13 protein-coding genes are annotated in these 14,968 nt (G+C 56.6%); 4 read left to right on the top strand and 9 right to left on the bottom strand.

Annotated elements, in window-relative coordinates:
* Together AC6I8R_RS22745 and AC6I8R_RS22740 are read right to left on the bottom strand one after the other, a co-directional pair.
* Window positions 1-765, bottom strand: coding sequence for a transporter substrate-binding domain-containing protein (locus tag AC6I8R_RS22745; RefSeq protein ID WP_497832977.1), 765 nt, complete (start codon window positions 763-765; stop codon window positions 1-3).
* A gap of 61 nt (window positions 766-826) precedes the next feature.
* Window positions 827-1,426 carry a helix-turn-helix domain-containing protein gene (locus tag AC6I8R_RS22740; RefSeq protein WP_208726318.1) on the bottom strand — a complete coding sequence of 200 codons (600 nt, stop codon included), beginning with the start codon at window positions 1,424-1,426 and terminating at the stop codon, window positions 827-829.
* Window positions 1,427-1,741: 315 nt separating this feature from the next.
* Here AC6I8R_RS22740 and AC6I8R_RS22735 point away from each other — a divergent pair, with 315 nt between their 5' ends.
* Window positions 1,742-2,611 carry an AraC family transcriptional regulator gene (locus AC6I8R_RS22735; protein ID WP_415174345.1) on the top strand — a complete coding sequence of 290 codons (870 nt, stop codon included), beginning with the start codon at window positions 1,742-1,744 and terminating at the stop codon, window positions 2,609-2,611.
* Window positions 2,612-2,650: 39 nt separating this feature from the next.
* Window positions 2,651-3,058, top strand: a complete 408-nt coding sequence (locus AC6I8R_RS22730) for a DUF2000 domain-containing protein (RefSeq protein ID WP_208726322.1) — start codon at window positions 2,651-2,653, stop codon at window positions 3,056-3,058.
* An 89-nt stretch (window positions 3,059-3,147) separates the two neighbouring features.
* On the opposite strand, the gene AC6I8R_RS22725 is transcribed toward AC6I8R_RS22730, so the two are convergent.
* Together AC6I8R_RS22725 and AC6I8R_RS22720 are read right to left on the bottom strand one after the other, a co-directional pair.
* On the bottom strand, window positions 3,148-4,503 hold the full coding sequence (locus tag AC6I8R_RS22725) for an amidase (protein WP_497832976.1): 1,356 nt from the start codon (window positions 4,501-4,503) through the stop codon (window positions 3,148-3,150).
* Window positions 4,490-5,341 carry an MBL fold metallo-hydrolase gene (locus AC6I8R_RS22720; protein WP_497832975.1) on the bottom strand — a complete coding sequence of 284 codons (852 nt, stop codon included), beginning with the start codon at window positions 5,339-5,341 and terminating at the stop codon, window positions 4,490-4,492. Before AC6I8R_RS22720 ends, AC6I8R_RS22725 begins: the two co-directional genes overlap by 14 nt.
* A 70-nt stretch (window positions 5,342-5,411) precedes the next feature.
* Between AC6I8R_RS22720 and AC6I8R_RS22715 the strand changes: the two genes are divergently transcribed.
* Entirely contained in the window at window positions 5,412-6,341 is a 930-nt protein-coding gene (locus AC6I8R_RS22715; RefSeq protein WP_497832974.1) for a LysR family transcriptional regulator, read from the top strand.
* Between the two features lie 5 nt (window positions 6,342-6,346).
* Here AC6I8R_RS22715 and AC6I8R_RS22710 read toward each other — a convergent pair whose 3' ends face one another.
* A complete protein-coding gene (locus tag AC6I8R_RS22710) occupies window positions 6,347-7,048 on the bottom strand; it encodes an SDR family NAD(P)-dependent oxidoreductase (protein ID WP_497832973.1) in 702 nt (233 codons plus the stop codon).
* Between the two features lie 134 nt (window positions 7,049-7,182).
* Between AC6I8R_RS22710 and AC6I8R_RS22705 the strand changes: the two genes are divergently transcribed.
* The gene (locus AC6I8R_RS22705; RefSeq protein ID WP_497832972.1) at window positions 7,183-8,097 is read left to right on the top strand and encodes a LysR family transcriptional regulator; all 915 of its coding nucleotides are present in this window, start codon (window positions 7,183-7,185) and stop codon (window positions 8,095-8,097) included.
* Between the two features lie 77 nt (window positions 8,098-8,174).
* Here the strand turns inward: AC6I8R_RS22705 and AC6I8R_RS22700 are convergent, their stop codons facing one another.
* From AC6I8R_RS22700 to AC6I8R_RS22685, 4 genes are all read right to left on the bottom strand, one after another.
* Complete coding sequence (locus AC6I8R_RS22700; protein ID WP_415174338.1) at window positions 8,175-9,212, bottom strand: ABC transporter ATP-binding protein; 1,038 nt, start codon at window positions 9,210-9,212, stop codon at window positions 8,175-8,177.
* Window positions 9,213-9,222: 10 nt separating this feature from the next.
* A complete protein-coding gene (locus AC6I8R_RS22695) occupies window positions 9,223-10,986 on the bottom strand; it encodes an ABC transporter permease subunit (protein ID WP_497832971.1) in 1,764 nt (587 codons plus the stop codon).
* 44 nt (window positions 10,987-11,030) lie between these two features.
* On the bottom strand, window positions 11,031-12,116 hold the full coding sequence (locus AC6I8R_RS22690; protein ID WP_497831170.1) for an ABC transporter substrate-binding protein: 1,086 nt from the start codon (window positions 12,114-12,116) through the stop codon (window positions 11,031-11,033).
* Window positions 12,117-12,179: 63 nt separating this feature from the next.
* Window positions 12,180-14,549 carry a glycoside hydrolase family 3 C-terminal domain-containing protein gene (locus AC6I8R_RS22685; RefSeq protein WP_497832970.1) on the bottom strand — a complete coding sequence of 790 codons (2,370 nt, stop codon included), beginning with the start codon at window positions 14,547-14,549 and terminating at the stop codon, window positions 12,180-12,182.
* Window positions 14,550-14,968: the final 419 nt, after the last annotated feature.

The following is a 14,968-nucleotide window of genomic DNA, read 5'->3' as shown; positions in this document are numbered from 1 at the left end:
TTACTCAGCTGAAAAATACTTCTTATTGAGTGCGTCCAGATCGCCATCGGCGCGAACTTTCGCCAGACCCTGATTAATCTTTTCCACCAGCGCGGTGTTTTTCTTATTCATGGCAATCCCGACCCCTTCACCAAATTCCGGTGCATCTTTACCTGTCAGGCGAGGGCCAACCAGTTGGTAGTCTTTACCGTCATCTTTTTTCAGGAAACTATAAATAATCTGCGCTTCGTAACTCATAAAGATATCCGCCCGACCGGCGGTTAAATCGAGGTAGGGCGCGCTGCCGCCGTCATAACGTTTGATGGTGCTGCCTGGATAATGTTTGGTGACGTAAGTATCCATCGGCGTGCCGGTCTGGACGGCGATGACTTTGCCTTTCAATGCTTCCGGGCTGGTGTCGGTGACGGTGCCTTTTTTCGCGACAAAGCGGAACACCGGATGATCGTAGATATCGCTGAAGGCCATCACCCGGCGGCGAGCATCGGTAACGGTCAACTGCGAAATCAGCGCGTCATATTTGTTGTTCATTAGGCCGGGGATCATACCGTCCCACGGGGCGCTGATGACGTTGCAATCCAGCGCCGCCGCTTTACAGATGGCGTGCATCAGGTCGACGTCATAACCCACCAGTTTGCCGCTGGCATCGATCGATTCAAACGGTGGGAAGGTGGCATCGGTGGCGATGGTGATCTTGCCGGGCGCGGCATATAACGACCCGGCCAGGCCCGCAGCAGCGAGGGCCAGCATCAATTTTGCTATTTTCATCATTATTCCTCTGGTGTGGTGGAAACGCGGATTAAAAAACAATGACAGGCCCAGGCACGCCTTAATTTCCCGACGGTGGCGGCACGATGACCCAAATGGCGGTACACATTTGGTCAGGGGAAATGTTGTGCCAGGTATGGGGCAGTGACGGTTTAAAGGTGAGGGTGTCGCCTTTTGCCAGCAGGTAGCGCTGCTCCTCCACCACAATCTCCAGTTCACCGCTCAGCACATGCACCATATCGGCGGCAGCGTTGAGGGTGTAAGGCTCCTCCCCGGAACCCCCTTGTGGATCGATCTCGGAGTACAGCACCATCATGTCGTCGTTGACGCCGCCGCTGATCAGATATTCGCGCATCTTTTCGCCCCCGAGGCTGATGGGCGTGCCTTTCCCGGCGGGCACGAAGCTGGTTGCGGGAGGATCGAACAGTTTGGCCGGGGTAATTCCGACCACTTCGCACACTTTAAGCAGGGTGGCGATGGATGCCTGGGTGACGTTGCGTTCCAGGCGGCTGATGAAGGACTTACTGACCCCGACTTTTTCCGCCACTTCCTCAATGCGCATTCCGCGTGCTTTACGCACCGCACGCAGGCGTATCCCGACATTGAAGTCTGCGCTATTATTTGCTTCCTGACCGTGATTATCCGCTTCGTCGTGTGACATATCCTGAACCTGAGTTGCGTATTAGGTAACTTTTTACCTTAAGCAAGGCGCATGCCAGAGGCAGGTTATGCGATGAGTTCTGTGGCGATTAATCAGTAATCAATTGATCTGGCGAACTAATATTCTTTTTTCTGCTTTTCTCGCGCCGCGAACGTTTCACCGCAAAAAGTTACCTGACGGGTAACAAGATCATTTTTGTGCACCTTCTGCACTAAAAGATGGCGCAGCCCCAGCCGCCGGACTGTCAGGGTTTTGGCTGCTTACGCCCCCCCTGATATAGTGTCAGCCTCATCGCCACACTTTTCAGGAGTCGTTATGTCAGCCAGAAATATCAATGCCAGCAACCGCGACTGGGTTGATTTTCGCCGTGATGACGAAACCGGTATCGAAAGTGTTAATGCGCATTTTTGCGGGCACGCTTACGATCCGCACGATCATGACGAGTTGCTGGTTGGCGTGACACAACAGGGGCTGCAACGCTTCAATTGCCACCGCGCACTTCACACCAGCACGCCAGGCCGCTCGATCCTGATTGAGCCGGGTGCAGTGCATGATGGTCATGCGCCGGATACCGCAGGCTTCACCTATGTGATGCTTTATCTACCCCAGACATGGGTGGCGGAGATGATGCAGCAACGTGGTCTTGGCAATATCGCCAATATCGAAGCCGCATTCCGCTCAACCCTTAATGATGATGCGCTCCTCGCCAGTGCCATTCAGCAGGCGTGGTATGCCGTACATCACGCGGAAGGGCGGTTGGCGCGCGACCAGGCGCTGGATCATCTGCTGACGATGTTGTCCCGTCATCTTGATCCGCGCCCTGGTCAGCCGCGTTCGGCTGCGCTGGCGTCAATGCAATTGCTCCGCGACTATCTGCACGATTTTATGGCCGAGGATATCGGGTTAGCGGACCTGTCGCGCTTGTCAGGCATTGATCGATTCCGTCTGACACGCCAGTTCAAACAGGCTTTCGGACAGTCTCCCCATGCGTATCTGGTGCGCCTGCGTCTGCGCAGCGCACGTAATTTGTTGGCGCAGGGCATAGAGCCTGCCAGGGTGGCGTTGCAGGTAGGCTTTTCTGACCAGAGCCACCTTGGTCGCTGGTTCCAGCGAGCCTATCGCATGACACCTGCCTCTTATCAGCGTCAGTGCACAAACGTTCTAGATCGCCTGTCGCAAACTTGACGATGATAGGGCTTTGACCCTAACGGAGAGTTGTTGCAGATGTTTGATACTAAAATCGCCCTGATCGTGCGTGATGATTTGGCAACCTGGCAGCGGTTAAATGTGGTGGCGTTTCTGGCGACCGGCATTGCCTCTGCGGCACCCGAGATGATGGGTGAGCCGTATGTGGATGCGCACGGGCGACCCTACGGCAACATGGCCGGGCAGCCGATGCTGATATTCGCCGGGGACTTGCCGGGTTTACAGCGCGCCCATCGCCAGGGGCTGGAACGTGAATTAACGATTATCCCCTATGTTCACGCCATGTTTTCCACCGGCCATGATGCGGCAAACCGCGAAGTGTTTTTGGCGCAGGACGCGGATAATCTGGACCTGGTGGGCATTGCCTTACGCGGGCCAAAAAAAGCCGTCGATAAAGCGATAAAGGGCTTATCGTTGCATAAATAATTGGGTTACTAACAGGAAAATAACCCATACGCCTTTGAGCTATGGGTCTTATTGCGTGTTATTAAAGGTCATATCTGGTCGATGTTAAGCTATCGACCGATGGCCGCCATCAGCTCCGCCGCCTGCAACAACAGATCCTCGCGACCGCGTAATGCCAGCAACTCCATACCAATCGGCAATCCCTGGGCGGTGAAACCGACCGGGATGCTGATGGCAGGCGCACCGGTGACCGCCGCGACCAGTGCGTTGCTGCCCGGCTGTAGTTCGCCATGTCTGACCGGCGGATGCTTCACTACCGGGTAAGCCAACAGATTGATTTTACGCTGGTTAAATAGCTGAACAAGGGTTTGATATAAGGTGCGCTGGCGCAGTTGCTGGATGGCGTAGCTGTCACTGGCTTTACCGGGATGGTTAGCGCGTGCGGTGAACACCGCTTCCAGTTGCGGATGATGACGGCCAGATGCCACCACCTCGGCCAGCGTGTGGCTCTTGGCCTGCGGTTTGTCGGCCAGCCACTCCGCCAGTGCTTCGGCAAATTCCCACGGGATGATGCTGGCTTCAGCAGCCAGGGTTTCAAGCTGTGGAAAGGCGATCGTCTGCTGATTACCCGTTTCCCCAACCAACGCCGTCACGGCGGTGTACACCGCCTGATTAATCGCTGCTTCCTCCGCGGCAAACCCCTCCTGCCACACACCGATGCGCAGTGGCTCCGCATGAGGCGGGAGCGTCTGTCCACTGAGGATCTCACTGGCAAGGCGCAAGTCGGCCGGATGGCGCACCAACGCGCCAGGGATATCCTGGCTGGGTGACAGCGGCACAATACCGTCAATGCTGATCGCGCCGTGGGTCATGCGCAGGCCATAAAGATGATTGAAAGCTGCGGGAATGCGCACGGAACCCGCGGTATCGCTGCCAATCGCCAGCGGAACATAACCCGCCGCCACGGCCACCGCAGAACCGCTGCTGGATCCTCCCGGTGAATGTCCTGCCAGCCAGGCGTTATCGGTAAAACCACTGAGTGATGATGCGCCGGTAATGCCCGCCGCCAACTCGTGCATCGCCGTTTTGCCGAGTAGAACCGCGCCCTCTGCACGCAGCGCCGTGACTAATGGCGCGTCCTGTTCCGCAATAACGTGGCGCAGCAGCACCGACCCGGCGCTGGTGGGCCAACCCTGCACCGCAATGTTGTCCTTGATGAGCACCGGAATGCCTTCCAGTCTGCGTGGGGCTTCCCCGTGACGACGGCGTGCGTCACTTTCAGTCGCCGCTGCCAGCGCCTGGTCGGCAAACAGCCAGGTGATGGCGTTGTAGCGCGGGCCATTTTGGTCGGCTTCGGCAATGCGCCGCAACGCGAATTCCGTAAGCTCACGGGCCGTCGTGGCCCCCTGTTGTAATGCATCGGTCATGTCGCTTAGCGACGCACGAAGATACTCAGCGTATTGCATCCGGTTCAGCCTCCAGCGGCATCCAGTGGGGCAGCTCAGGGGCAGCAGAAATCACCCTGCCGCATGAGCTGGCGGAAAAATGCGAACTGAACCAGATTGCCTGATGTTGCAGGCACCAGTCTATCGCCAGTTGCCTTGAACGCACGGCGAGCGCTTTATTCTCGCAAAACACCGAGTTCCACCGGGGAAACTGGAATTGCAGAGGATGGTGCATCACATCACCGGAAAAAAATGCCTGTTGGCCGCGGCTGGAGAGCAGCAGCGAAGCATGATCAATGCTGTGTCCGGGGGTTGGCAGATATCGCAGCACGCCAGCAAATAACGGCGAACCATCCACCGCCACTGTCTCAAGCTGGCCGCTGTTGATCAGCGGTAAAATGCTGTCGAGATACAACGCCTGCATGGCGGGATTCTCTTCACATCGCGCCAGTTCAGCAGCGGAGCAGATATAACGCGCGTTGGGAAACATCGGCTGCCAGCGGCCATCCCGCCAATGGGTATTCCAGCCGACATGGTCGGTATGAATATGCGTCATCAGCACCAGGGTCACGGCATGCGGGTCAACCCCCGCCCGTGCCAGACGTTGGGCATAGTCGGTTTGCAACTGATGAAACAGCGGCTTATGGTCGCGATCGCGCTGATTACCGGTCGCGGTATCAATAATGATGATGTCCTTGCCGGTCCTCACCACCCAACTGTGGATCGACAACGTCACCAACTGCGCAGCCAGGCCAACGGGCATCTGCGCAAGATGATCCGGGTACAGCGCGGCGAACGGCAGCGTAGCGGTTTGTTCAGTGACTTTTTCTATCAGGCAATCGCCCACTTGAATCTTCATTTATGCCTCCCGGCTAACCTGTATTGCCACTATACTCAGGCGAATATCATTATTTAAATCGATTAGAATCATGACAATCATCAACGAAAATGATTTAAGTCGCGTCGATCTTAACCTGTTGGTGGTGCTGCTGGTGATGTATGAAGCGCGCAGCGTGACAGGGGCGGCGCAGCGTTTATATCTCGGGCAGCCCGCGCTGAGTGCGGCATTGAAAAGGTTGCGTGCGATGTTTGGCGATCCGTTGTTTGTCCGTTCCTCACAGGGGATGATACCGACCCCGCGCGCCGAACAACTGGTACAACAATTTGCGCCCTTGTTGCAGGGGATGCATCGTGCGATTTTCAGCAAGCCCGCCTTCAACCCGCGTCAGGATCGCTACAGTTTTCGTCTGGCTATGAGCGACTGGATTGAGCAGTGGTTGATGCCGGATTTACTGGCTGAATTGCTGGTGGATGCGCCGCAGGTGGATATCACCGTTCTGACTGCCGATCCCTGGCAGGTCACACCCTTGATGGAGAAGCAACAGGCCGATGTGGCGGTGACGGTCGGCAACCCGGTCAGCCGCGATCTGACGCGCGCAGAGATTGCCAGCGCCGGATTCAGCACCCTGTGGGATAGCCAGCAAATTGCCCTGACTGCTGCGCTGACGCTGGCAGAGTTTGTCCGGTACGAGCATGTGCTGGTGTCATATCGCGGCGCAAATGAAAGCGCGCTGGATGAACAGCTCCAGCAGCAGGGTGTTGCCCGCCGCGTGCGTTACGTCACGCCGCATTTTTCCGCATTGCCGCTGATGCTGAAGCGTTTACCGTTGTTTGCTACCGTGCCGCAGGGGCTGGTGAGCAACTGGTGCGAGCGTTTTGGCCTGCGTGCGGCCCCGGTACCGGTTGCAATGCCCGATTATCAATTGTCCCTGTTGTGGCATAACGCGCGCCACGACGATGATGCGAATCGCTGGATACGAGACAAGCTGCATCAGCTATTGCTGCGCAAACTGTTATAGCCTGGTTACCACGGCACCACGCGACCCAGATAGTCGAGATAATGCAACCCGGTGCGACCTTGCCAGGCTTCCATCGTGTTCAGCAGGTTAGGGATACTTTCGTCAATACTCAGCCGGGCTTCCGGGCCGCCCATATCGGTACGTACCCAGCCGGGAGCCATCAGCAATAAGGTGCGTCCCTCGTCCTGATGACGTGCGGCAAAACTGCGCATCAGCATATTCAGGGCGGCTTTGCTGCCGCGATACACTTCATAGTTGCCATTGGTGTTATTGGTCAGGCTGCCCTGGCCGGATGACATCACCGCGATGGTACCGGAGGAGGTGACGTTATCTTTAAAGGCTTCGATCACCCGCAACGGGCTGAACGCATTGGTCACCATCACGCGAATAAATTCGTCGGTGCTGACATCAGCAATGGTTTCGCCATCGTTGTTTTTCACCCCGGCGTTCACAAACAGCATGTCGAACTCACACCCCAGCAGACGTTGATGCAGTGCCGACACCTGTTCCGGTACGGTGATATCGACGCGTTCCACACGCAACGTTGTCGGATAGCGCGTGGCCAACGCCTCCAGCCGCACCGTTGAATGTTGACGTCCGGTTGCTACCACCTGATAGCCGCGCTGCAACATGGTTTCGGCAAGGGCATAACCCAGCCCGCGCGATGCGCCAATCAGCAATACGCTTGGGGTTGATGATGTGGTCATAGAAATCTCCTGTGATGAGGTTTGCGTCAGTCAGTGTAGCGCTGCGGCATAGCAGGCGGAGCACGCAGGTTATGCATTGATTACTTGCATCAAACGCCTTGTTTCATGGCCAGCAATCAGCGAGGATGGAGGGCATGAATGAACCCGATCTGAATCTCCTGCTCGCGCTCGATGCGCTGCTGGCGGAAGGCAGCGTTATCGGTGCTGCCCGCCGTCTTGGCTTAAGTGAATCTGCCATGAGTCGCACGCTGGGCCGTCTGCGTATCACCACCGGTGATGCGCTACTGGTACGCGCCGGGCGTAAGATGGTTTTGACCCCTTACGCAGAGGCGATCCGGCAGCGTACGCAGCAGAGCCTGGCTGAGGCGCGGGCCTTGCTGCAACCGGCGGAAACCGTGCTGGATCTCGCCAGGCTGGAGCGACAGTTTGTGTTACGCACCAACGAAGGGTTTGTCGAAGCGTTTGGTGGCATCCTGATTGGAGCGGTCGCGCAGCTTGCGCCTGGGGTTCGGCTGGATTTCGTCGCCAAACCAGAGAAAAGTTCCCGCGATCTGCGCGAAGGCCGCATTGATCTGGAAATTGGCGTGCTCGGGAATATGGGGCCGGAAATTCGTATGCAGGCGCTGTTTCGCGACCGTTTTATCGGCGTGGTACGGCAAGGACATCCGCTGACCCAGCAGGTGACACTAAGCCAACTGGCCGCCTTCGGGCATATTGTTGCCTCACGACGTGGCGAACTGGGCGGGCCGGTACATGACGCGTTGGTGGCAGCGGGTTACACGCGCCAGATTGCCGCCGTGGTGCCCGCGTTTTCCGCAGCCGTTGCCATCGCCCAACACTCAGATTTGGTGGCGCTGGTGCCGCGCTCGTTGTTTCTCCATCATCCGTTAATTAAAAATAACCCGGCGCTGGCAAGTTTTGCATTGCCGTTCAGTACCCCGGAAATGACGGTGGCGCAGTTCTGGCATCCACGGCTGGACAATGACGCGGCTCACCGCTGGTTGAGAAGACGGCTACATGAACTGATCTCAGCCTGTTGCGAAACGTAGCGGCGCGATTTATCGCGCGATCCTCTGCGCGTTGCAGGAAAAATCAGCGCGATAAATCGCGCCGCTACCGGGGGAATTTAGGCTGATAACACCCGGCTGTTCGCCACATCCCAGTTCAACGATACCTGATCACCAATGGCCCCGGCAGACACGCCGCTGCTGCGCACAATAAAACGTGCACCGTTTGCAAGTGTCACCACCACACGGGTTTCTGAACCGGCATAGATACGCTCGCTGATCTTGCCATGCAACAACGCCTGGTCGGCAGAGCAGAGCTGAATATGCTCCGGACGGATCACCAGTGCGGCATTGCCACTGGCCGCCATCCCAGGCAGCGCAAAGGCTCCCTGCGGTGTTACCAGGCTGCCATTTTGCACTTCTCCCTGCAAAATATTCGACAGACCAATAAATTCGGCGACAAAGGTCGAATTCGGCTGTTGATAAATGGCTTCCGGTGTATCTATCTGGGCGATTTTCCCTTCGTTCATCAGGCAGATGCGATCCGATAACGCCAGCGCCTCTTCCTGATCGTGGGTGACGAAAATAATGGTCGCGCCGGATTCACGGTGAATGCGCTTAATTTCCATCTGCATGGTTTCACGCAGTTTACGGTCCAGCGCACCGAGCGGCTCATCCATCAGGATCACGCTCGGTTGATACACCAGACAACGGGCCAAAGCGACACGCTGCTGCTGCCCACCGGACAGCGCACGCGGAAAGCGTTTGGCGGCATGACCGAGTTCGACCATCTCCAGTGCCGCGTTAACTTTGCGCGCAATCTCTGCCGCAGGCATCCGCCGCATGCGCAGAGGAAAGCCGACGTTCTCCTCCAGCGTCAGGTGCGGAAACAACGCGTAGTTCTGAAACACCACGCCAATATCACGCTGGTGGACGGGCGTCCATGTCTCGTCGCGACCATCGATTAACAACCGCCCGGCGGTAGGCTCCGTCAGACCGCTGATGATTTGCAGCAGGGTGGTTTTACCGGAACCGGATGGCCCAAGCAGGGTCAGCAATTCCCCGCTGTGTACCGCAAGATCAAGGTTTTGTAACACCGTGGTCTGGCCATAGGCTTTGCCGATCTGTTCAGCCTGTACTTTGGTGGTTGTGGACATATTTTTCTCCTTACAAGGCTTCGGCTTTGCGGCGCGAGCGTTCAGCAACAATAAACAACAGCGTCACCACGGTGAGAATCAACACCGATGCGGCAGCCAGCGTGGGGGTGACTGACAGCAACACGTCATCCCACATTTGTTTCGGCAGCGTTTGTTTCACGCCACCCCCGACGAACAGCGCCACCGTCAACTCTTCAAACGAGTTAAGGAAGCCAAAGATAAACGCCGCCACCATGCTGCTTTTGATCAGCGGTAGGGTGATGCTCCAGATTACCCGCAGCCGGTTGGCCCCGAGCGTGCCCGCGGCCTGATCAAGTCGCCAGTCGTAATGTTTGAAGGTAGTGAGGATGATGATAAACACCACCGGAATCGCCATCACGGTATGGCCGAGAATGATGCCCAGATCCGACCCCACCAGCCCGAGCGTGGCAAATAAGTAAAACAGCGCCACGGCAGTCACGATATTCGGCACAATCATCGGCAACAGGAAGGTCATCACGACCAGGCTGCCGCTCTTGCCCTGATGACGCGCCAGACCAAAGGCGGCGGTGGTGGCAATCATCACCGCCAGCACACCGGTCACCAGCGCGATGCCAAAGGAGCGTGCGGTTGCCCCCATCCAGATCGGGGATGACAGATAGGTTTCCATCCAGCGAAGCGAAAAGCCGGGTGGGGGGAATTGCAGGAAGCTGGAGCTGCTGAACGCCATCGGTAAAAACGACACCACCGGTAACACCAGTACGGCAATCACCAGCGCACTAAATAACGTCAGCAGCCAGCCAAAGCGCGGTTTGCCCGGTAGCCGGTGCAGCAAGGTCGCGACGCCATCAAACAGTCGTGCCACCACCGCAACCAACGCAAAGCCCAGGGCGCGGATCCGCGGGCTGCTGGCGTGGCCTTCGCCACCGGCGATCGACGACATACCAAACAACTTGTCGTAGCAAAAACACACCAGCAACGTCACCACCAGCAGCATCATGGCGATAGCACCCGCCAGCCGCCAGTTAAGCAACTGCTGAACCTGAGTAATTAACAGTTGTCCGATCACCGAATCCTGCGGGCTACCCAGCAGCGCTGGAGTAATAAAGAAGCCGAGCGAACCAATAAAAATCAGCAGACAAGCCGCGACTAACCCCGGCATCGACAGGGGAAAGAAGATGCGCCAGAACGCATTAACGCGTGATGCCCCCAGCGTATGCGCGGCAGGCAGCAGACGACTGTCAACGTTGGTCATGGTCGGGAGCATGGTAATGATTGCCAGTGGCAGCATGCTATGCACCATCGCGAACACCACCACGCCGCGCGTATACAACACGTTGAGCGGTTGGTCGGCACCCAGACCCATCAGGATCTCGGACAAAATGCCACGGCGCGACAGCAGCACCATCCAGGCGAAGTTTTTCAGCAACGCGCTGGTCCAGAACGGCAGCAGGATCAGCCACATCAGACGGCGGCGGGTATTTTCACTGCGTTGCGCCAGCCAGTAAGCCACCGGATAGCCAATCACCAGGCAAGCCAGGGTGGTCTGCAAGGCAATGACGAAGGTGTTCAACGTCACTTTGACGTAAATACCTGCGCCAAACATCTGGCTCCAGACATCCAGTGAGAACTGACCATCGCTATTCTGAAAACTCAGCAACATCAGTTTGAGCGTTGGCCAGGCGAGAAAGATGGCCAGAAACAGCAGGCCAGGCGCGGTGAGCCACAATGGATGCAACCTTGGGCGCTGGCGACGGGCGTTGTTTTTCGCCGCAGGTGTAGCAAATTCAGTCAAGAATAATTCCTCCAGGGTAAGAGGGCGCAAGGCCCTCTACCGGATCAACTCATTACCCATTTCTCGAAGCGTTCAGTCAGCGCGACCTGATGTTCACCCCAATAATCAGCACCAATCAGTTGCAGCTGTTTGATGTGATCGGGCGCGGTCGGTAACAGCGCAGCTTTCTTTTTATCAATAAACTCATAGGCTTTGATGTTGGTCGGGCCGCAAGCCAGGTCGTTGGTGTAGAGTGACTGGCGTTTGGCGTCCATGCAGAACTGAATAAACTGGCGTGCAGCGTCCAGTTTCGGGCTACCGTGCGGGATGGTGAAGCCGTCGATATTGTACAGTCCCTGATCCCAGGCAATGGCGGCGGGCGCGCCACCGTCGATGGCAGTTTGCGCGCGAGTGCTCCAGATGCTTAGCATATCCAGCTCGCCGCTCTGCAACAGTTGGGTTGCCTGCGCACCGCCGGTCCACCAGATATCGATGCTCTTGCGGATTTTATCGAGGCTGCGGAAGGCACGATCAACATCCAGCGGATAAAGCTGTTTCGGATCGACACCGTCTGCCATCAGCGCCACTTCCAGCGTGCAGATCGGGCTGCGCCACAGGCCGCGACGACCTTTGAATTTTTCGGCGTTCCAGAAATCAACCCAGTTCTGCGGGCCATTGTTGCTGGCGAAGGTATCCGTGCGGTAGCCGAGCGCCAGCGCGAAGATGCTGACGCCGCCAAATTGTTTGGTGATGGAACCCGGCACATAGTCCTGCGGATTGCTCACCGTCACATTGATATCTTCCAGATAAGGTTTTGGCTCTTTATTGAGACGCACCAGATGTTCCGGATTAAGCAGTGCCACATCAAACAGATAATTTTTGGTATCGACCATCATCTGGAACTGTGGCACCGGATCGGGGCCGAGCACGGTATTGATGATTTTGATACCGGTGGCTTCCTCGAACGGTTGGTAAAATGCCTTGCTGAAGCCGGTGCCGTAAGCACCGCCCACGTCGGCCACCGTCAGGGTTTTCACCTCAGCAGCTCGCGCCGGACGGGTGATGATCATCGGTGCCAGCGATGCGACGGCCGCGGCCCCCAGACCCAGTTTCAGCGCGTCACGCCGGGTGTACTGACCTTTCTCTGTCATCTTTTTCATTAGTACCCTCTGCATAGCTTGTTGTTATTGGTGTAAATCCCCGGTGTTGGCAGGTTATGCCAGTTCCGCTGCCAAAATGGCCTCGTTAACTTCGTCAATCAGCGCATCCATCACCTGCATGTCAAAACGCTGGCGGAAGCGACGGTCAAAGGTGGTAACAATGCCGACGAACGAGTTGGTGCAGTGTTCCAGCATGCGGTCTGCATCCTGTTCAGAAATATTCAGTTGTTGTTGCAGGAAGCGATTGAAATAGCCACGCGCCAGTGGGTTTTCCAGAATGAAAATCGGCTGGGTATCGCGGGCAATCAGACGGTAGCGTGCCACCTTGTTCAGTGCGGTGACATTGGCCTGCAACGGCAGGTCGCGCGAATGTGGACCGACGCACAACTGCATCGCACCTTCTTCCAGAATCCACTGCTGACGGGCGGTGTCGTAGTAGCGCAAATCATCCACCGGGACGGTAAGGCTGATGCGGCGCGACTCACCGGGTTGCAGCTCCACTTTGCTGAAGGCGCGCAGCTCCTGCAACGGACGTTTCTGACGTGAGTGCAGGTAACGGCTGTAAAGCTGGCACACTTCTTTGCCGCTGCGTTCGCCGGTGTTGGTTAAGGTAAAACTTACCGTGACGTTGTCACCGGTTTTGAGGTTGTCGCGATCAACCGCGATATCGCTGTAAGCGAAGCAGGTGTAGCTCAGACCGAAACCGAACGGGAACAACGGCGCAATACGGCGAACGTCATACCAGCGATAGCCAACAAAAACCCCTTCGCTATACAGATGACGACCATTCTCTCCCGGATAGCTGTGCCAGCCAGGAATGTCTTCAATCTGCTGCGGGAAAGTTACGGTCAGTTTGCCGCTGGGATTGACCACGCCAAACAGCACATCAGCCAACCCGCCGCCCATCGCCTGACCGGCGTAGAAGGTTTCCACCACGGCGGCAACCTCGTTTAGCCACGGCATCACCACCGCGTCCGGGTTCGCCAGCACCACAATCACCTTGTTATTAACCGCCGCGAGGGCGCTGATTAAGGCATCCTGGCCGGCCTGTAAGTTAAGGGTGCGCCGATCGGATCCTTCACCGTCATAACCATCTTCGCTGTTGGCAAACACGATAACGCGATCGGCCTCGCGTGCTGCTGCACAGGCTTCGTCTCGCAGTGCAACGACCTGTTGTTGATCCAGTGAATCGCCCTGGCACCAGCTCAATGTCACGCCACCCGCCGCGAGCTTTTCCATCTCATCCCACGGGATATCAACCCGAGTAGGTAGCGTGGTGGCACAGCCCGACCCCTGAATCACCGGGGTTTTGGCACCGTTGCCGACCACCAGCAGACGCTCACCGCTGCGGCCATCGAGCGGCAACGCCCGGTTGTCGTTTTTCAGCAGCACGATGGATTCTGCCACCATGCGACGCGCAAGCAGATGGTGCTCCGCGTGATCAACCTGGGTTGCACGTTGTTCGCTGTGCAGCGCGCGGTGCACCATCTCCAGCACGCGCACGGCTGAGGTTTCGGCCTCGGCACGCGGTACGCGCTGTTCTTCAATGGCGGCCACCAGGGCGGCTTTACGCGTTTCGCTCTCTGGCATATCGAGGTCATTCCCCGCCAGCAGGGATTGGGGGCGATCTTTCACGCCGTGCCAGTCAGCCACTACCACACCCTTAAAGCCCCACTCATGACGCAATACATCGGTCAGCAACCAGCGATGTTCGGCGGTCTGGATACCATTCAGGCGGTTATACGAACTCATCACCGTCCAGGGTTGCGCTTGTTTAATCGCACGTTCAAAACCCCGCAGATAGATTTCGCGCAGCGCACGCTCATCGACCACCGAGTCCATGCTGGTACGTTCAATTTCGGAGTTGTTACAGGCGAAGTGTTTCAGCGAAGCACCGACACCGCGCTGTTGCAGGCCATTGATCACGCCGCTGGCGATTTCACCGGAGATCAGCGGATCTTCCGAATAGTATTCATAGCTACGGCCACCCAGCGGGGTACGACGGATGTTAATACCAGGACCCAGTAACAGATGGACGCCCATCTGCTGGCACTCTTTACCCAGGGCATCACCCAGTGTCTGGGCCAGTGCGCTATCCCAGCTACAGGCGAAGCTGGAACCATTGGGAAAGCAGGTAGCGGGTTTCATGGTGCCCCACGCCACTTCAACATCTTTGGCGCGCTGGTTGACGACGTTGAGAAAACCGGCGAAGTCCTGGCCGCCTTTCTCGTCCTGATCAATCTGTTGGATCGAATAGCGTACGCCGTAGGTACCATCCGTCATTACCATGCGTGGGATGCCCAGTCGTTCATTGGCTTCTGTTTTCCACATCCCGTGTCCACTGAGAATATCGCCCAACTCTGCCGGGGTCATGGCGTGGACCAGAGAGATAAAGTCTCCATTTTCGAACCGTTCTGAACGCATAGTGTTATTCCAAAGTTAGAGGAGGGTGACTGCCTGTTATCAAATTGTCAGACACTATGGCGGCAGGCTAAGGCAAGAGGCAATTATTAAATTTGTGGCCTTTAAATTGAAAAAAACTATTTAGTGGCTGGCGGGAAGTGAAGCCGATGAAATAGCGGGAAAGCATAACTGGTCTGCACTATCCAGGAGCGTTAAGCGCTTTAATCTGGCGCAGGATGCTAAATAATGGTGCGGTCGGCTGCATTAATTTCCCCCCAGGCTCGTTACTGAACAAATTATTCCTGACCGCCCAGGTTGTTAAGCTAACCAATGATTGCTGCGCAGATCGCATTTTAATGGCATGGAGTTTGCTTTATATACCCTGGATAGTTTAAATCTATTCAACACCTGCATCAGTAAATATTATTTAAATGGTTTTG

It is taken from the genome of Pantoea sp. X-Soil-OKNW-713 (assembly GCF_059730685.1).
Note: the sequence above shows the minus strand (reverse complement) of the source record. Positions and strands in the feature narration are given on the sequence as shown.